Genomic DNA, 17867 nt, shown 5'->3' on the forward strand with positions numbered 1-17867 from the left:
TGGCCTCTCCCTCGGAAGGTCGGCACCTTCTCCCCGACGTCAGGCTAAACCAGCGAAGGGCCAGCTGTGATGCTTTTCCGTAGTCGGTCCATAACGCCCGGTATTGTCCGGTTTCTCAAGCCAAGGTGGGCTCGGCGTTCCTGAACTGGTTGCGCCGGTGTCGTGGCGCTGTGCTACCCGGCCACTCGTGTACATCTGGGGCATTGGCCAGGGCAGGGTGCACGTTAAGCGGCACTGCGGAGGCGGTCAATTTCCCTTTCCCGAAGCGGGTCAGCCGTCCACGAGGCGGGCCTGACCGGTCCAGTATTTCGCGCGCAGTTCCCGCCGCAGCAGTTTGCCGGACGAGTTTTTCGGCAATGCGTCCGCGAACTCGACGCGGCGCGGTTTCTTGTACCCGGCGATCGAGTCCCGGCAGGCGGCGAGCACCTGCTGTTCGGTGAGGTCGCTGCCCGGTTCCCGTACAACCACGGCCAGGACGCTTTCGCCCCATCGTGGGTCCGGGACTCCGACTACGGCGACCTCCTCGACCCCGGCCACCGCGGTGATCACCTTCTCGACCTCACTCGGGAACACGTTGAACCCGCCGGAGACGATCAGGTCGCGTTTTCGGTCCACGATGTACAGGTAGCCGTCCACGAGACGGCCGATGTCGCCGGTGCTCGCCCAGGAATCCGGGCGGAGGAAAGCTGCGGTTTCTTCCGGCTGGCGCCAGTAGCCGGTCATCATCATGTCGCCGCGGATCCAGATTTCGCCGCTCTCCCCCGGCGGGACGTCGTTGCCGTCGGCGTCGGCGATCCGCACTTCGATGTACGGCGTGACCCGGCCTGCCGAAGCGAGCCGCTCCGGGGCGGGGCCGGCCGGATCGAATTTGTGGTCTTCTTGCGACAGGCTGCTGACTGGCATGGGCAGTTCGGTGAGCCCGTAGCTTTGCACGAAGACGTCGCCGAACGCCGCGATCGCGCGGGCCAGCTTCGCCGGGGCGATGGCCGAGCCGCCGTAGACGATCGTTCGCATCGAGCTGACGTCGTGGTCGCCGTGTTCGAGTTCGTCGGTCAGCATCGCCAGGATCGTGGGGACGATCGGCATGGCGGTCACGCGGTATTTCCCGATCGCCTCGACCGCCCAGCGAGCGTCGAACTCCGCGGCGAACAGCTGCCGGGCACCGCGGACGGTGTAGACGAGTCCGTACCAGCCCGCCAGGTGGCTCAGCGGCGCGACCTGCAGCATGGTATCCCGCTCGGTGATCGGCGGCAGCTCGACCATCATGTTGCGGATCGTGGCGAGGATGCTCCGGTGAGTGTGCATGACGCCTTTGGGGCGGCCGGTCGTTCCCGAGGTGTACGGCATCCAGACCAGGTCTTCGCGCTCCGCGGGGGCAGGCGGCACGGGGTCGTGCGCGGCCAGCTCGGCGACCGACTCAATGCTGACGACTTTCGTCTCGACACCGGCCGTGCGCAGCGCATGGTCCAGCTCGGTGACTCGGTCGGCGTCGGCGAAGACGACGCGGGCCGCGCAGTCCTCGGCGATCTCGGCGATTTCCCGGGCATGCAGGCGGAAACTCACCGCCACCCGGACGAAGCCGCCCCAGAACAGGGCGTGGTCGACGATGACGTACTCCGCGCAGTTGCGCGCGGCGATCAGCACCCGGTCGCCGCGGCCGAGTCCCAGTTCCGCGAGCGCGCCCGCCAGGCCGGAAGCCAGGTCGCGCAGGCGGCCGAAGGACGTTTCCGTCCCGTCGGCGTGCACCAGCGCGGTCTGTCCGGAATGGACGTCGTAAGTCCGTTGCAGCAGCGAGGAAACGGTCGGGCCAGGGAGTTCGAAGCTCACGTTCACCCTCCAATGCGGGAAACGGCTCGGCGACCGGCAAGGGGACCAACACAGCCGACGCGTACGGAATATTTCATATGCAAGTCGCCGGATGTCAAGGGTCAGGACATCCGGCGGCGCACCTCGCTGCGTTGCCCGGTCGTCCCGCGGTTCACTCCGACCAGGCCTTGTGCGCGCGGATCAGTCCCCAGTGCGGCCGGGAAATCCGGGCCGGGACCCGCCGCGGTGAGCCCGCCGTCGACGACGATCGTCTGGCCGGTCACGAATTCCGCCGCGGGGCCCGCCAAGTAGCCGACCGCGCGTGCGACGTCCTCGGGCTGGCCCCACCGCGGCCACGGCTGACCGGGCGGGCTGGCCGCTGCGAGTGCGTCGCCGCGGCCTGACTCGAGGAGCGGAGTGCGGACGAGGCCTGGGCAGACTGCGTTGACCCGGATCCGGCGCGGAGCCAGTTCGACGGCTGCTGACATCGTCAGGTTCAGCACCGCTGCCTTGGCCGCGCAGTATGCGGTCGAGGCCAGCGTCGCTCCGCTGTACGCCGCGGCCGAGCCGATGTTGACGATGCTCGCCCCGGCGGTCATCACGCGCGCCGCGTGCTTGATCCCCAGGAAGGTGCCGCGGGTCAGGACCGCGAAGGTGAAATCCCAGTCCTCGACCTCGATTTCGGTGATCGGACCGAACGCGCCGCCCAGCCCGGCGTTGTTCACCAGCACGTCCAACTGCCCGAAGCGGTCGATCGCGGCCGCCACCACGGCGGCGACATCCGGCTCCTGGCTGACGTCCGCGGGCACGGCCAAGCCGCCCGCCGACTCGGCCGTTTCCTGGGCGGCGCGCAAGTTCAGGTCGGCGACCACCACCCGGTAGCCCTCGGCGGCCAGGTGCAGGACGGTGGCGCGGCCGATGCCGCTTCCGCCGCCGGTGACGAGCGCGACCGGCCCCGACCGCGGCGTCACAGGTTGTAGCCGCGCTTGCGCAGGAGCGGCAGGACGTGGTCGCGGATCTGCTGAACGCCCTTGTGCGGGTCGAAGAAGCACAGCGCGACCTGCTCCACTCCGGACTCGTACAGGTCGATCAGCTGGTCGGCCACCGTTTCGTAGGAACCGAAAAGCTGGTAGGCGCCCATCCCCATGCCGAGGCTTTCGTAGTGGTCCTTGCCGATGCCCAGGTACGGGTCCTGGTTCGCGCCGCTCTTCGCTCGCCCCTCGCCGAACTGGTCCTCGGTGACCTCCTGCCGTTCGCTGTTCATGATGTGCCCGCTGCGCGTCAGCCAGACCTCCAGCGCGTCGCGGTCGATCTCGCTGCGCATCCACTCCGTCGTCTCGGCGGCCTTGGCGTCGGTCTCGTCCATCACGACGTAACACATCGCGCAGATCCGTACCTTGCGCCCGTGTTCGGCGGCCATCGCGTGAATTTTCGCCGCGCGGCGGGCGTAGCCGTCGAGATCCTTGTCGTCGGCGGTGATGAACAGCGCGTCGCACTGCCTCGTCGCGAAGTCGAGGCCGATGTCGGAACCGGCCGCGCAGATCAGCAGCGGCCGTGGGCGGCTCGTCGGGAGCGGATCGATCTGCGCACCGTAGAACTGGAAGTACTCGCCCTCGAAGTCGACCGGCTCTTCCGCGGACCACAGGTGCTTCAGCGCCGTCACCAGTTCGTCCGCGATCGCGTAGCGGACCTGCTGCGACGGCGGGCCGACGAGCCCGAACTGCGCGTAGTCGACGGCGTTCTGCCCGGCCACGATGTTCACGCCGAGCCTTCCCCCGGAAAGGTGGTCCATCGACGCGGTCATCTTGGCCAGCAGCAGCGGCGGGATCTCGTATCCCACGTGGATCGTCGTGTAGATGCCGATCCGTTCGGTGATCGCGGCCGAACCGGTCGCCGCGGTCGCGAAGTCCAGCTGCGAGTTGTTCCAGCGGGTCGCCCCGTCGTAGCCGCTCCACATCCCGTACTGCAGCTGGCTGTCGAACCCGGCTTCCTCGGTCGCGCGCAGCAGTTTTGCGGCGGACGGCCACTTCCAGAACTCCTGGTGCCGCTCCGGGTCGCTGAGCACGGCCTTGCTCGCCGACAGCCCGCTGCTGACGTTCCACGCGAAGAGCGACAGGTGCATGTGCTTGTCGCGGTGCAGTTCCGGCTGACCGCCCGGGTCGAACGGGCCGCGCAGGAGTTCGGCACGGGTGCCTGGCCGGGCGCCGGGCGGGCGCTGGGACATGCTGCCTCCTCAGTTAAGACTGACCGGTTGGTATCTGGAACCTAAAGCTCGCTGGAGCATCGGTCAACGGACCGATGAGGCGCGCAGGCATCGGCCGCGCACGAGGTCGGCGGCCTTCTCGCCGATCATGATGCTGGCCGCGTTGGTGTTGGCGGACACGACCGTCGGCATCACCGACGCGTCCGCGACGCGGAGTCCGTCGATCCCGCGGACGCGCAGGTCCGGGTCCACGACCGCCTCGTCGTCGGTCCCCATCCGAGCAGTGCCGGAGAGGTGGAAGTAGCTGCTGATCGACTCGCGCACGGCGTGCTCCAGCTCCGTGCGGCCGAGGCGCAGCATCGCGGTCGTGTCCGACCGGCCGCCCCATTCGTCGAACGCGCCCGTCCGCACGATCTCGTCGACCAGCTCTACTCCCCTGACGAGTTCGTCCAGGTCGCCGCGCTCCCGGACGTAGGCCGGGTCGATCAGCGGCGCGGCCAGCGGGCCAGCTGACGCGAGCCGCACCGAACCCCGGCTCGCCGGGCGCATGTGCCCGATCGCGAAAGTGAAGCTGTCCGGGGCGGGCTGCTGCCAGCTCAGGTGGTAATCGAAGTTCATCACGCACAGGTTCAGGTCCGGTCCGTGGTCGGCGCCGTCGGTGCGGGCGAGCAGGGTCGCCCCGTCCATTCCCGTTGCCGTGAGCGGTCGACGCGCGTGGTAACGGATCCCGGCCAGCAGGATGTGATCCTGGAGGTTGCGGCCGACACCCGGCAAGTCGCACACCGGTTCGACGCCCGCGGCCGCGAGTTCGTCCGCCGGTCCGACCCCCGAGAGCAGCAGCAGGTGCGGCGAACCGACCGCACCGGCACACAGGATCACCTCGCCCGCCGACACCGACTCGCGGACACCGTCGCGCAGATACTCGACACCGTGGCAACGCCCGTCCCGGACGGTCAGCCGCAGCGCGGTCGACTGGGTGCGCACGGTCAGGTTCTGCCGAGCCATCGCGGGTCGCAGATACGCGGTGGCGGTGCTCTCGCGAGAACCATCCAGGACAAGGGATTCCGGATGGCCGACGCCGGACATCTCCGCGGCGTTGAAGTCGCCGGTTCGCCGGTGCCCCGCGCTCAGCGCGCCCTGGACGAACGCCTCGCCGAGGCGATGCGGCTCGCCGGGCGCTCGCGGCCGCAACGGACCACCGGTTCCGCGGTAGCGGGGATCGCCGCCGGGCACGTGCTCGGACCGCTGGAAATACGGCAGCACGCCCGCGTAGTCCCAGCCCTTCGCACCCAGGCTCGCCCAGTGGTCGAAATCGAGCCGGTGCCCGCGCAGATGGGTCATGCAGTTGATCGAGCCGGACCCGCCCAGCACCCGGCCGCGCGGTGCGGGATGCGCCCGGCCGGTCCCGGCCTGCACCACCGTTTCGAAGCCCCAGTTCGCGTCGGTGTCCTGTAGTTCTTCCCAGCGCGCCGGATCCATGACGTCAGCCCGCCGTTCGTCGCCGCCCGCTTCGAGCAGCAGAACGGAAACGCCCGGGTCTTCGCTCAGCCGGGCGGCCACGACGCAGCCGGCGGATCCGCCGCCGACCACGACGAAGTCGAACTTGTCCATCGAACCGCCCTTTCACGTTGACAGGAAACGCTCCACCGCGGCAGCGGTCTCGTCGAACGCCGTCCAGAAAACCGCGTGCTGACCGGGCACCTGCACGATGTCGGCCAGATAAGGCTCGTAGGCCGCGCGCTGCTCGGGAGTCACCAGGCCGAACTCGGGCGCGTAGATCAGCTGCGCCGGGCGGGTCAGGGTCTCCGGCGGCGGTGCGGGCGCGGCGAACTCGCTGAAGATCGACACGATCGCGGCCTGGCTGGTGCGCCGCTTGATCCGGCCGTCCGGCAGCCGGTCGAACTGGGTCTCGACCTCGGCCAGCAGTTCCGGATCGACCTTCCGCTCGCCGGTGTTCTCCCGGCTGCCCAGGAAGTCCTCGACCGAATCCCACACGTCGCCGGTCAGCTCCTGCTCAGCCCGGTGCTGTGCCAGCTGCGGCGAGATCCGGATGACCGGCTCGATCAGCACCGCGCGGCCGATCTTCTCCGGGCGGCGCGCGATCAGGTCCAGCAGCAGCCTGCCGCCGAAGGAGAAGCCGAGCCAGTCCGGCCGGTCCAGGCCGAGGGCGTCGACGGATTCGAGCAGGTCGTCGGCGTAGGTGGCGTGCGTCCACGGCGGATCCCAGCCGGAGCGGCCGTGCCCGCGCAGGTCGAAGGCGATCACCCGGAATCGCCGTGCCCACCGCTTGGTCGCGACGCGGCGGAACTCCCCCGCGTGCGAGCCGACGCCGTGCACGCAGACGAGCGGCGGTGCTTCTGGGTCGCCCCATTCGGAGCGTTCGAGGATCATGCCCGCTCCGCCAGTACTTCGAGCCGCACCCGGTCCTCGTGCGGGAGCGCGGCGACCAAGGTGAGCCGGACCGGATGCGCATCCGCCGGGAACCACCCTGTCCAGGCGTCCCAGAAGTCGCCGCGGTACGAATCGTCGGCCAGATAGCAGGTCGCCTTCACGACGTCGGTCAGCGCGCAGCCGACGCTCTCGAGACCGGCCTGCACGCCCGCCATCGCCGCGCGGATCTCCTCGGCCAGCGGCCGGCTGCCGCCGTGCGGCTCGGGAAGAGGAGAGCCCACGAACGCGAACTCTCGGGTGGAACGCACTTCGAACGCTGCGGTGTCAGTCATTGACGGATGCCCTCACCTTCGGCAGGACCTCTTCGGCCAGCAACCGCATGGTCCGCTCCACGCAGTGGTCGTTCTCGGTCAGCGACGGTGCGAGGACCCAGTGCGTCGCGTTGTTCGCGCGCGCGGACTGGATCATCTTCTCGGCCACCGTGTCCGGCGAACCGACGAGCAGATGGTCGCGTTCGAAAAGCAGGTCGAACGGCGGGGTCGCGCGGATCGCCGGATCGTCCGGGTCCTCGCCCTCGTCGAGCCAGACCTTGATGCCGCGCACCTTCTCGATGTAGGCGAACGAGCTGGTCACCTCGGGTTCGGCCAGTTCGCGCGCTTCGGCGTCGGTCGGGGCGATCAGGCATCCGCGCAGCACCGCCGATCCTTTCTGCAGCGGGGTTCCGCCGCCGCGCTCCGCTTCGTCCTGATAGGACGCGTTGAGTCCGTTGAGAATCCCTCGGGTCGGGAACCAGGTGATGGTCTTCAATCCTTGCTGGGCCGCCGAGACGAAACCGCCGGTGGTGTCGGTGACGCTGTAGAGCGGCGGACCGCCTGTCTGATGGGGGCGCGGGATGACGGCCATGCCGGTCGCCTTGCCGTTCTCGTCCGTGTACTCGCTCGGGCCGCCTGGCCATTTGGTGTCCGGATGCGGGAATTCGAAGCGCTCGCTGCTCCACTTCAGCGGATCCTGTGCCCAGGCGGCGCGCAGGAGGCCGAGGCGTTCGGCGAAGATCGCCTTGCTGCGGGCGTCGTCGGAGCGGTCCGCCTCGGCATTGAGGTTGATGATCTCCGCTCGCAGGATGCCCCGGCTGAGCGCGACGTCCAGCCTGCCGCCGGTCATCTGGTCGAGCATCGCCAGGTCCTCGGCGAGCCGGATCGGGTGCCACGCCGGGAGAATGACCGCCGCGATGCCGATCCGGATCCGGCGGGTGCGGCTCGCCAGGTCGGCCAGCAGCAGCGCGGGGTTCGGCGACTGGTCGACGCCCATGTGGTCGAAGTGGTGCTCGCCGATCCAGATCCCGTCGATGCCCAGCTGGTCGGCGAGGACGAATCGTCGTCGCGCCTGTTCCAGGACTTCGTGCCAGGGCCGCGCATCGTCCTTGTTCTCCAGCGCGTGCAGAAGGTCGACTCTCACGATTCCGCTCCTCGGTAGGCGATCGCGTCGATCTGCACGCGGCAGTCGCCCGCGACGCCGAGCGCGACCGTGCAGCGAGCCGGGTACGGACCGGGCGCGAACACGTCGCGGTAAGCCTGAACGAACTCCATCCGATCGGTCTCCTCGCGGACGTAGCAGGTGGTCTTGACGATGTCGCCCAGGCCGCAGCCGGCCTGCGCGAGCTGGTCTTCCAGCAAGGCCAGCACCACGCGGGTCTCCTCGCCGACGGTGCCCGCCTCCGGGACCCGGCGCATCGTCGCCGGGTCGATCGCGATTCCGGAGGCGAACGCGAAATCCCCGCTCGCCGAACCGCCGGAGGAACCCGGATGCTTTCGCTGTTCGAAATAATCCGCCACGCACAACTCCCGACGCTTGCTGGTCTCGGTGCCGTTCTCAACATACCTACCGTTTGGTATGATGTCGAGAATCCCGGCTGTTTTCCTTCCGTTCCCCGCAGAAAGCAGGAGGTATCCCATGCCCACTTTCCTCACCGAAGATCCGGCGGCGGCCGACCGGTTCGGTCTTTCCGGAGCCGCGGTCGCGGGCGGCCTCGTCTTCGCCGGCGGCATGGCTCTCGACCTGGACACGTTCGCCCGACTTCCCGGCACCGCAACGGTTTCCGCCGAGACCCGGGTCGTCCTCGACCAGATCCGGGAGGTCGTGGAGGGGGCGGGCGGCGCGCTGTCCGGAGTGCTCAAGGCGACCTGTTATGTCAGCGCGGCCGAGCACATTCCGGAAATGCTCGCCGCTTTCGACGACTATTTCTCGGGCGGTCCGCTGCCGATCCGGTCGGTGGCGGTAGCGGGCCTCGCGGGAGCGTGCCGGGTGGAAATCGATGTGATCGCGTCGGCGGGCTGATTTTCCGAAAACGGACCGGGTTCCGCGGAACCCGGTCCGTGGTGGACGGTCACCGGCGATGCCGGGCGGCGGGGTGCCGGTCCGGCAGCCGGTCGCCGTATCCCATCAGCTTCTCGCGCAGCGTGCCCGGCGCGTATTCGCGCTGGGCGAGCCCGCGGTCCTGCAGCACCGGGATGACGTGCTCCACGAACTCGACCAGCGACGTCGGCCGCAACTCGATGGAGACCGTGACGCCGCCGACCCCGGCCTCGTGCCACCGCTGCAGCACGTCGGCGATCTGCTCCGGGGTGCCCACCACCCGGCCGCGGTTCCGGCTGGCCCGGACCACTTCCCGCAGGGTCGGGATCCGGTCTTTCGGCAGCCCGTCGACGAGCGCCTGGAGACTGCCGGACATGCCGCCGCTCCCGGCCGGGTCGTTCAGCAGGTCGACCGGATCGTCCGGGCCCAGTCCGGAGAAGTCCTTCCCGATCGCGGAACTGAGGTGCGCGACGAGATCGGGGAAGTCCGCGCGCTCGAACAGTTCGCCGGCCTTCCGGCGCGCCTCCGCCTCGGTGCTGCCGACCACGAAGCGGGAAGAGACGACGAACGAAATGTCGTCCGGACGCCTTCCGGACCGCACCGCGAGCCGCCGGACGTCGGAGACCGTCTCCGCCATCGCGCGCTCGTCCGTTTCCGCGATGAACTGGATCTCGGCGTGCCGGGCGGCGTACTCCCGGCCCGCCGGCGAGCCGCCCGCCTGGACCAGCAGCGGCGTGCGCTGCGGGGTCGGATGAGTCAGGTGCGGACCCTGCACCCGGTAGCGGTCCCCCGCGAAGTCGATCGGATGCACCTTCGCGGGGTCCACGTACACCCCCGACGCGACGTCGGCGAGCAGCGCGTCGTCCTCCCAGGATCCTTCCCAGAGCCGGTAGACCACGTCCGCGTATTCCTCGGCCCACGCATAGCGCTCTTCGCGGGAAGGCAAGTCGGCGTACCCCAGGTTCCGGGCCGCGTTCGGGCTGTAGGAGGTGACCATGTTCCACCCGACACGGCCGCCGGTGAGCTGGTCGAGCGTGCTGGCGCGGCGCGCGAACGTGAACGGATGGTCTTGCAGGATCGAGCTGGTGAACAGGAATCCGAGGTGTTCGGTCGCCGCGGCGAGCCCGGAGATCGTCACCGCCGGGTCCCACAGGATCATCCGGCCGCCGCGCACCTCCGCTTCGCGGTCGTCCGCGGTGAAGCCGCCCATGCCCATGGCGTCCGCGAAGAACATCGAGTCCATGCAGCCGCGTTCGGCGGTGCGAGCCAGGTCGCTCCACCACTGCAGGTCCGGGACGGCGCGCGGCGGGACCACTTCCGGGTGCCGCCACAAGCCGAACTGCCCGTCGAGCCAGCCCAATGCGGTGAACGCGTGCAAGGTCAGCCTGCCGGCCATGGCCGATCGCCTCCTCAGGTCGTGTGCGAACGGTTCACGCGAGCGAGATCTCGTCCCAGCGGAAGCCGTTGAAACCGAGTCCGGACGCGTCTTTGCGCGCTCCGGTGAACTTCTTGCGGCAGGCGTCGGGGATGTTGTGTCTCCCCCACACCAGCCATGGCCCCTCGTCGTGGATCACCCGCGACAGTTCGTGCATCAGCTCGGTGTATTTCGCGCCCGTCGTGGTCATCGCCTGCGCGTACAGCGAATTGACCTTCGGGTGGTCGAAATGCTCGCCGTTGAACCCGCCGGTGGGCAGCCAGCAGTAGGACGCGTTGTCGTAGAGGGATTGGGTGTAGTCGTAGCTGTTCTTGAGCTGCGAGCTGAAGTAGCCGGGACCGTAGAACGACGACAGGTTCTGCACCGGCTCGATGGTCAGCTCGACCCCGATCGCCTTCGCGTACTCCACCATCAGCGTGGCAGTGCTCATCGCGCTCGGCTCGACCTGCCCGACCCGGTAGGTGACGCGCATGCCCTCCATTCCCGCCTGCTTCAGCAGCCATTTGGCCCGGTCCAGGTCCTGGCGCCGCTGCGGGATCGAGCCGTCCACCGCGGGATCGATCCGCGCCCACGCGCCGATGTCGTTGCCCGGCTCGCCGAAGCCCGAGTAGAGCGTCTTCACCATCTGGTCGCGGTCCAGCATCAGCTTGAACGCCTGCCGGACCCGGTTGTCGGCGAACTGCGCGCCCCGGTCGCACCGCATGCCGGTGAACTCGAACGCCCCGGTCTCGGACACGATCAGCGCGAGATCGCTCCTCGCCCGGATCTGTGCGCTCAAGTTCGCCGGCACCCGGTCCATCCCGTCGATCTGGCCGCTGATCAACGCGTTCGTCCGCGCGGTGATCGGATCGCTGAACCCGACCAGTTCGAGCGAATCCAGGTACGGGCCGTCCTCGCGCCAGTAGTTCTCGTTGCGGACGCCGACGAATCGCTGTTCCGGCTGGAAGCTCCGGTACTTGAACGGCCCGGTCCCCACGGGGTTCTTCGGGTCGAAGCCGACCGGGACGATGCCGGTCGGCGCCTCGGCGAACCCGTCCCGAAGCTGCGAATTCGGCGATTTCAGCTCCAGTCGCACCGTCCGTTTGTCCACAGCGGACAGACCGTTCGGATCGATCGAGGCCAACAGCCCGGCGGAGAAGCCCGGGTTCTTCGGGTCGAGGTTGCGCCGGATGGTGTGGATGACGTCGTCCGCGCCGAGCGGTTTCCCGTTGTGGAACGTGACGCCGTCGCGGACCCGGACAGTCCAGGTCTTGAAGTTTCCCGGCGCGGGCTCGAACTCCTCGGCCAGCCCCGGCTGAAGACGCCACGAGTGGTCGCGGGCCATCAGCGTGTCGGTGAGCGCCGTGGCGAGCGCGAACGACGAGTCCGAGGCTTGCGGATCCATCGACACCGTGCCGGCGAAATCCGAGGGAGCGAACCGGAAAGTCCCGCCCCGCTTGCGCGGTCCGGTCGGCGCGGCGTCCCCGGCTTCGACCGCCGATTCGCCCGGCGGCCCGCCGGAGCACGCGGCCAGCGCCAGACCCGCCGCACCGGCGGCGGCCGCGCCGAGCAGCCGCCGCCTCGTCATGCCAGGGACCAGGTTCTCGTGCATGTGCCCGCCTTTCTCCCGGTGCCGGGACCGCGTCGTCCCGGCACCGGCTGGATGGTCGACCCGGCTGTCAGGCGAGCGAGATGTCGCTCCACTGGTAGCCGTTGAACCGGCCCGACGCGTCCTGCACGGCTCCGGTGAACTTGTTGCTGCAGACGTGGACCGTGTTCTGCCGGCCCCACGAGATCCACGGGCCGTCGTCCCAGACGAGCCGCGACACCTCGTGCATCAGCTCCTGGTACTTCTCCGGAGTCGCCGCCAGCGCCTGCGCGTACAGCGAGTTGACTTTCGGGTTGTCGTAGCCGGTGTTGTTGTAGATCCCTTTGCCGGTGAAGCAGTACGCGGTGTTGGCGAACATCGTCTCGGTCGAGTCGGAGTCCACTTTCAACTGCGAGGTGTAGTAGTCCTGGCCCCCGTAGTACTGGGCCCGGTTCGCGACCACGTCCAGGTTCACCGTGACCCCGGCCGCCTTCGCGTTCTGGACGAGGACATTCGCGGATTCCACCTGGCCGGTCGCGAGCTGGCAGGTGCGCAGCGTGACGGTCATCCCGTCCTTGCCCGCGGCCTTCAGCAGGGACCGGGCCTGGTCGAGATCCTGTGCGTGCTGCGGCAGCGAGCCGTCCATCGCCGGGTCGAACTCGGCCCACACACCGGTGTCGTTGCCGACCGCGCCCTGGCCGTTCCAGGCGACCTTGACCATTTGCGGCCGGTCGACCAGCAGCTTGAACGCCTTGCGCACCCGCGGGTCCTCGAACACCGCGCCCTTGTCGCACCGCATCTCGAAGACCTGGTAGGCACCCGACTGCGAGATGAGGACGTTCAGGTTGGGGCGCGCGGAGATCTGCGGCAGCTGCGCCGGATGCAGCCCGTCGATGCCGTCGATCTGCCCGGACAGCACCGCGTTCGTCCGCGCGGTGGTCGTGTCGGCGAACCCGATGAACTCGAGACCGTCCAGATAGGGCCGTCCCTCGCGCCAGTAGCTGCCGTTGCGGGTGCCGGTCCAGCGCTGGCCGGGGGTGAAGTTCACTTGCTTGAACGGGCCGGTGCCGACCGGGCGGTTCGGATCGAACCCCACCGGCATGATCGCCGCCTCCGACGGCGCGAACGCCCGGCGCAGCTGCGAGTTCGGGCTCGTCAGTTTCAGCCGCAGCGTGCGTTTGTCGAGTTTCTTGATCGCGTTCAGGTCGATCGCCTTCAGGAGGTTCGACGCCGAGCTCGGGGTCTTGGGGTCCAGGATCCGCTGCAGGCTGAAGAGCACGTCGTCGGCGTCGAGAGTTTTCCCGTTGTGGAACTCGACGCCCTCGCGCAGCCGGATCGTCCACACCGACTGGTCGGTTCCCTCGGGTTCGAGCAGCTCCGCCAGCGCGGGCTGCACCCGGTTCTGATGGTCCGGCGCGACCAGGGAATCGAACATCGCGAAGCGCAGTTCGTAGCCGCTGTTGATCGACAGCGGATCGGCCGAAGTGGTGCCTGCCGTCGAAATCGGGGCGAAGCGGAAGGTTCCGCCGCGCTTGCGGGGCCCGGTCGGCGCGGTGGCGGTCCGCACCGCCGGGGTTCCGGCGCAGCCGGCGAGCAGCAACCCGCCCGCCCCCAGCGCCCCGAGACGCAACGCCTGCCGACGGGTCAGTCCGGCGGAAAACGGTTCAGGCATGGGTTTCACCTCTCGATCGGCGACGCTCATCGCGCGGCGATGAGCTTTGTGCACCCCCCGCGACCAGGCTCGCGGTGTTTCGGCGTGCCCGGCGAACCGCTCGCGGCACCCGGTCCCCTCTTCACACCGACCGGTCGGTACTGAGAAGGTAGCCGCGCGCACCTGGGGAGTCAAGCCGGGACAGCACCCGCGATTCCGGGCTTTTCCGCTGGTAGGCAGACCGCTCCGCAAGCGCGTCCCCTCCTGCTGTCTCAGGTCTGCCCGCGCCGCCGGACGATGCCGAGGGAGACCGCCAGCAGCACAGCCACCGCCACCCCGGGCACCACTGCGCCGATCCCCGCGAGGCTTCCTCCAGCGAGCGCGCCGAGGAGGTTTCCGGCAGCCCACGAGATGTTCGTCAAACCGAAGGCGAGTCCTTGCTGCAGTCCGATCCGCTGCGCCCCGGCGGAAAGCAGCGCGAACCCCGGAACGAGGAACAGCGAGATCGCCGCGGCGAGCGCCACGATCACCAGCGCCGCCGGGAAAACGGCAGCCGGAACCGCCAGCAGCACAGCGAGCGCCGCGGCCAGCACCAGACCGACGCGGATCGGGGCCAAGTGACCGTGGCGGTCCGACGCGCTGCCGGCGAGCCGGGTAACCACCACCTCGGCGAACGCCGCGCACAGGAACGTCGCGCTGACCACCGCTCCGCCCGCGCCGAGACCGGCCAGCTTGAGCGGTCCGGTCACGGCGATGGTCCCGAACGCGACCCCGGCCGCGGCGACGAGCCACCCCGGCACCGCGACCTCCGGTCTGCCGACCGCCGACACCAGCTCCCGCAGCCGCTGCCGGTCGGTTCTCCCGGACCCGGGCTGCCTGCCGACACCGATCGCGAGAACGCCGAAAAGCCCGGCCAGAACGGTAAAAACCAGCTGCAGCGAGACCAGTTCGGCTGCTCCGCCGACCACCGGGCCGAGCATGCCGCCGAGGGAACCGGCCGCCAGTCCCATGCTCAGGGTCCGCGCCCGTCGCCCGGCTGGTGCGACCTCCACCAGCCACGAGAACGCGCCCGACCAGGCGAGCGTACCGGCGACGCCCTGGACGAACCGGGTGATGTCCAGGAGCGCGAGCTGCCTGCCGTAGCCCATGCCGATGCTTCCGGCCGCGACGAGCGCCAGCGAGATCAGCACGGTGGTCCGCGCGCCGAGCCGGGCGACCAGCATCCCGGCGGGCACCGAACCGGCGATGGAGCCGGCCGCGTAGAGCGCGACGAAAAGCCCGGCCTCCGCGTGCGACATGCCGAAATCGGCCGCATAGCGCGGAATCAGCGGGGTGACGAGAGTGAGCAGCGTGGTTTCGGTGAAGACCACCGCACAGATCAGCCAGGCCAGCGGCGGAGACCTGCGCGCGTCGTCCGGGCGGTTCACCGGTGCGTCGGGTCTCACGAATGTCGCTCACCTGCCGTCCGCGAACCACGGCGGTGCCGCGCGGCCGGATGCCGGTCCGGAAGCCGGTCGCCGTAGCCCAGCACCCGCTGCCGGAGCGTCCCCGATGCGTACTCGCGCTGGGCGAGGCCGCGGTCCTGCAGCACGGGGATGACGTGGTCGACGAAGTCGGTCAGCGAACCGGGGCGGACGTCCATGCCCACCGCGACGCCGCCGACCCCGGCCCGCTGCCAGCGTTCGAGCTGGTCGGCGATCTGCTCGGGCGTGCCCACTCCCCCGTGCCGGTCGCCGCGGGGGCGGATCAGATCGCGCAACGTCGGCGGACGGTCCGCCGGGAGCGAGCCGATGAGCGACTTGAGCACCCCGGACATGCCGCCGCTCGACGTCGCACCGGCCAGCAGCTCGGATACCGGGGCATCGGGTTCCAGCCCGGTCAGGTCCACCCCGATCGATGTGCTGATGGCCGCGACCTTCCCGGCGAAGTCGGCGTAGCTGTCGAGATCGTCGGCTTTTCGCCGGGCCTCTTCCTCCGTGCTGCCCACGACGAAGCCGGTCGAAATGGTGAAGCAGATGTCGTCAGGTCTGCGGCCCGCTCGCGCGGCCAGCCGGCGCACGGCCGCGATGTCCTTCGCCGCCGACTCGGGATCAGGCGCGGTGATGAACTGCATTTCCGCGTGCCGGGCCGCGAATGCCCGTCCGGCGGGCGAGCCGCCGGCCTGTACCAGCAGCGGCGTCCGTTGCGGCGTGGCGTAGGTCAGGTGCGGCCCCTGGACCCGGTACCGCTCCCCCGCGTAGTCGATCGGGTGCACCTTGGCCGGATCCACGTAGACGCCCGTCGCGGCATCGGCCACCACCGCGTCTTCTTCCCAGGAGCCTTCCCACAGCCGGTAGGCGACGTCCACGTACTCGTCCGCCCACCGGTACCGCTCCTCGCGCGGCGGAAGGTCGTCCATCCCGAAGTTCCGCGCGACGTTCGGGCTGTAGGACGTCACGATGTTCCAGCCGACCCGTCCGTTCGTGAGATGGTCGAGCGTGCTCGCCTTGCGCGCGAAGGTGAACGGGTGCTCCTGAAGAATCGAACTCGTGAAGAGGAATCCGATGTGCTCGGTCGCCGCGGCCAGCGCCGGGATCGCGACCGCCGGGTCCCACAGGATCAGCCGGCCGTCGCGCACCTCTCTTTCCTGGTCGCTCGGGGTGAATCCGCCCATCCCCATCGCGTCGGCGAAGAAGAACGAGTCCAGGCGGCCGCGCTCGGCGACCCTGGCCAGTCCTGTCCAGAACTCCAGCTCCGGCACCGTCCGCGGCGGGGTCAATGCCGGGTTGCGCCACGCGCCTCCCTCGCCGTCGGTCCAGCCGAGTTCGGTGAATGCGTGAAAGGTCAGCCGACCAGCCATGCGAAGCGTGTCCCTTCCTTGTCCGCTGCCGCGCCGGTCAAGCCAGCGAGACGTTCCAGAGCCCGTATTCGTTGAGCGAACCGCCGCCCGCGCCTGCCGTGATCCCGGTGAATTTCCTGGTGAAGGCGCTGAAGACGTTCTGCCGTCCCCACACCAGCCAAGGGCCTTCGTCCTGGATGATCCGCGACACCTTCCGCAGCGGGGCGTCGTATCCCGCGCCGGTGGCCGCCAGCCCTTGTTTGAACAGGGAATCCACCTCGGGATCGGCATATCCCGCGGCGTTGTATCCCGCGTCGGAAAGCCAGTAGTACTCGGCGCCGCCGTACATCGACATGGTCGACGCGTAATCGATCTGGAGCTGCGCTTTGTAGTATTCGCCGGTGTAGAACTGGGCGTTGTCGCGGACCTGGTCGAGGGTGATCGTCACGCCGATTTTCTTCGCCTGCTCGATCAGCACCTGCGCCGTTTCGGTCATGCCCGGCAGCAGCTCCGCCACCCGCAGCGGGACGGTCATCCCCTCCTTTCCCGCTTCCCGCAGCAGGGCACGCGCCTGGTCGAGGTTCTGCGCCGGCGGCGGCAGGCTCGGATCGCAGGCCGAATCCCACTGCGGGAACACCCCCACGTCGTTGCCGATCGCTCCGTGTCCGGAGTAGATGGTGTTCACCAGCTGCTGCCGGTCCAGCATCAGCTTGAACGCCTTCCGCACCCGCGGGTCCTCGAACAGCTGTCCCTTGCGGCAGTTCATCGACACGAACTGGACCGACCCGGTCTGCGACTCGACCACCACCAGGTCCTTGCGCTGTTTCAGCCGCGGCAGCTGCGAGATCAGCACGGTGTCGATCGCGTCCACCTGACCGCTCAGCATCGCGTTGACCGCGGCCACCGGGCTCGAAAGCCCGATCAGCTCGACCCGGTCCAGGTACGGCGCGGAATCCGGCCGCCAGTAGTGCGGATTTCGGGTGCCCGCCCATTGCTGGTGCGGGATGAAGCTCTCCTGCCGGAACGCGCCGGTCCCGACGGGGTTGCGCGGGTCGAAGCCGACCGGGACGACTCCGCAGAAGCTGGTGAATCCGTCCGCCAGCTGGGAATTCGGGTACTTGAGCTTCAGCCGGACCGTGCGCTTGTCGAGTTTCTTCAGGCCGGCCGGGTCGATCGCGCCCAGCAGCGCGGCCGCCGCGGCGCCGAGCTTCGGGTCGAGGATCCGGTTGATGGTGAACATGACGTCGTCCGCGCCCAGCGTCTTGCCGTTGTGGAATTCGACGCCGTCGCGGACGCGGATCGTCCACGTCGAGGCGTCCTTGGGGTCGGGCGCGAATTCCTCGGCCAGCTCCAGCTGGAGACGCTGGTTCGCGTCCCACTTCACCAGCTGGTCGTAGCACGGGAAACTCGATCCGCCGCCCAGCAGTTCCGGGTCCGCTCCGGTCGCTTCGTTGAACGACGCGCTGGCGAACCGGAAAGTGCCGCCCCGTTTGCGGGGCCCGCTCGGCACCCCCGCCGCGGCGGAATCCGCCTCCGGCGCGCCGCCCGAGCACCCGGCCAGCACGATCGCCGACGCCGCCATCCCGCCGAGAAAGCCGCGACGGCTGAGTCTCGCCGAAACACCTCTTTGCATGAAATCCCGCT

15 protein-coding genes are annotated in these 17867 nt (G+C 69.2%); 1 reads left to right on the forward strand and 14 read right to left on the reverse strand.

Features of this window, described 5'->3' with window-relative positions; all coding sequences use genetic code 11:
- Positions 1 to 270 precede the first annotated feature (270 nt).
- From ACWDNU_RS00480 to ACWDNU_RS00515, 8 genes are all read right to left on the reverse strand, one after another.
- The gene (locus ACWDNU_RS00480; RefSeq protein ID WP_449667093.1) at positions 271 to 1827 is read right to left on the reverse strand and encodes a class I adenylate-forming enzyme family protein; all 1557 of its coding nucleotides are present in this window, start codon (positions 1825 to 1827) and stop codon (positions 271 to 273) included.
- 101 nt (positions 1828 to 1928) lie between these two features.
- Positions 1929 to 2777, reverse strand: coding sequence for an SDR family NAD(P)-dependent oxidoreductase (locus tag ACWDNU_RS00485; RefSeq protein WP_449667094.1), 849 nt, complete (start codon positions 2775 to 2777; stop codon positions 1929 to 1931).
- Complete coding sequence (locus tag ACWDNU_RS00490; RefSeq protein WP_449667095.1) at positions 2774 to 4030, reverse strand: LLM class flavin-dependent oxidoreductase; 1257 nt, start codon at positions 4028 to 4030, stop codon at positions 2774 to 2776. Before ACWDNU_RS00490 ends, ACWDNU_RS00485 begins: the two co-directional genes overlap by 4 nt.
- Positions 4031 to 4093: 63 nt before the next feature.
- On the reverse strand, positions 4094 to 5620 hold the full coding sequence (locus ACWDNU_RS00495) for a GMC family oxidoreductase (protein WP_449667096.1): 1527 nt from the start codon (positions 5618 to 5620) through the stop codon (positions 4094 to 4096).
- Positions 5621 to 5632: 12 nt separating this feature from the next.
- On the reverse strand, positions 5633 to 6400 hold the full coding sequence (locus ACWDNU_RS00500) for an alpha/beta fold hydrolase (RefSeq protein WP_449667097.1): 768 nt from the start codon (positions 6398 to 6400) through the stop codon (positions 5633 to 5635).
- Positions 6397 to 6732, reverse strand: coding sequence for a RidA family protein (locus tag ACWDNU_RS00505; protein WP_449667098.1), 336 nt, complete (start codon positions 6730 to 6732; stop codon positions 6397 to 6399). Before ACWDNU_RS00505 ends, ACWDNU_RS00500 begins: the two co-directional genes overlap by 4 nt.
- A complete protein-coding gene (locus ACWDNU_RS00510; RefSeq protein ID WP_449667099.1) occupies positions 6725 to 7855 on the reverse strand; it encodes an LLM class flavin-dependent oxidoreductase in 1131 nt (376 codons plus the stop codon). Before ACWDNU_RS00510 ends, ACWDNU_RS00505 begins: the two co-directional genes overlap by 8 nt.
- Positions 7852 to 8232 (reverse strand): RidA family protein, encoded by a 381-nt coding sequence (locus ACWDNU_RS00515; protein WP_449667100.1) that lies wholly within the window; start codon positions 8230 to 8232, stop codon positions 7852 to 7854. Before ACWDNU_RS00515 ends, ACWDNU_RS00510 begins: the two co-directional genes overlap by 4 nt.
- Positions 8233 to 8350: 118 nt before the next feature.
- Between ACWDNU_RS00515 and ACWDNU_RS00520 the strand changes: the two genes are divergently transcribed.
- Positions 8351 to 8734 carry a RidA family protein gene (locus ACWDNU_RS00520; RefSeq protein WP_449667101.1) on the forward strand — a complete coding sequence of 128 codons (384 nt, stop codon included), beginning with the start codon at positions 8351 to 8353 and terminating at the stop codon, positions 8732 to 8734.
- A 49-nt stretch (positions 8735 to 8783) separates the two neighbouring features.
- Here the strand turns inward: ACWDNU_RS00520 and ACWDNU_RS00525 are convergent, their stop codons facing one another.
- The 6 genes from ACWDNU_RS00525 to ACWDNU_RS00550 all read right to left on the reverse strand — a co-directional run bounded on the left by ACWDNU_RS00525 (position 8784) and on the right by ACWDNU_RS00550 (position 17856).
- Entirely contained in the window at positions 8784 to 10148 is a 1365-nt protein-coding gene (locus tag ACWDNU_RS00525) for an NtaA/DmoA family FMN-dependent monooxygenase (protein WP_449667102.1), read from the reverse strand.
- Positions 10149 to 10182: 34 nt separating this feature from the next.
- Positions 10183 to 11778, reverse strand: coding sequence for an ABC transporter substrate-binding protein (locus tag ACWDNU_RS00530; protein WP_449667103.1), 1596 nt, complete (start codon positions 11776 to 11778; stop codon positions 10183 to 10185).
- 67 nt (positions 11779 to 11845) lie between these two features.
- A complete protein-coding gene (locus ACWDNU_RS00535) occupies positions 11846 to 13426 on the reverse strand; it encodes an ABC transporter substrate-binding protein (protein ID WP_449667104.1) in 1581 nt (526 codons plus the stop codon).
- Positions 13427 to 13677: 251 nt separating this feature from the next.
- Positions 13678 to 14850, reverse strand: coding sequence for an MFS transporter (locus tag ACWDNU_RS00540; RefSeq protein ID WP_449667105.1), 1173 nt, complete (start codon positions 14848 to 14850; stop codon positions 13678 to 13680).
- Complete coding sequence (locus ACWDNU_RS00545; RefSeq protein WP_449667106.1) at positions 14847 to 16244, reverse strand: NtaA/DmoA family FMN-dependent monooxygenase; 1398 nt, start codon at positions 16242 to 16244, stop codon at positions 14847 to 14849. Before ACWDNU_RS00545 ends, ACWDNU_RS00540 begins: the two co-directional genes overlap by 4 nt.
- Before the next feature lie 37 nt (positions 16245 to 16281).
- Positions 16282 to 17856, reverse strand: a complete 1575-nt coding sequence (locus ACWDNU_RS00550) for an ABC transporter substrate-binding protein (protein WP_449667107.1) — start codon at positions 17854 to 17856, stop codon at positions 16282 to 16284.
- Positions 17857 to 17867 lie beyond the last annotated feature (11 nt).

The sequence above is a fragment of the Amycolatopsis sp. NPDC003676 genome (genome assembly GCF_053587275.1).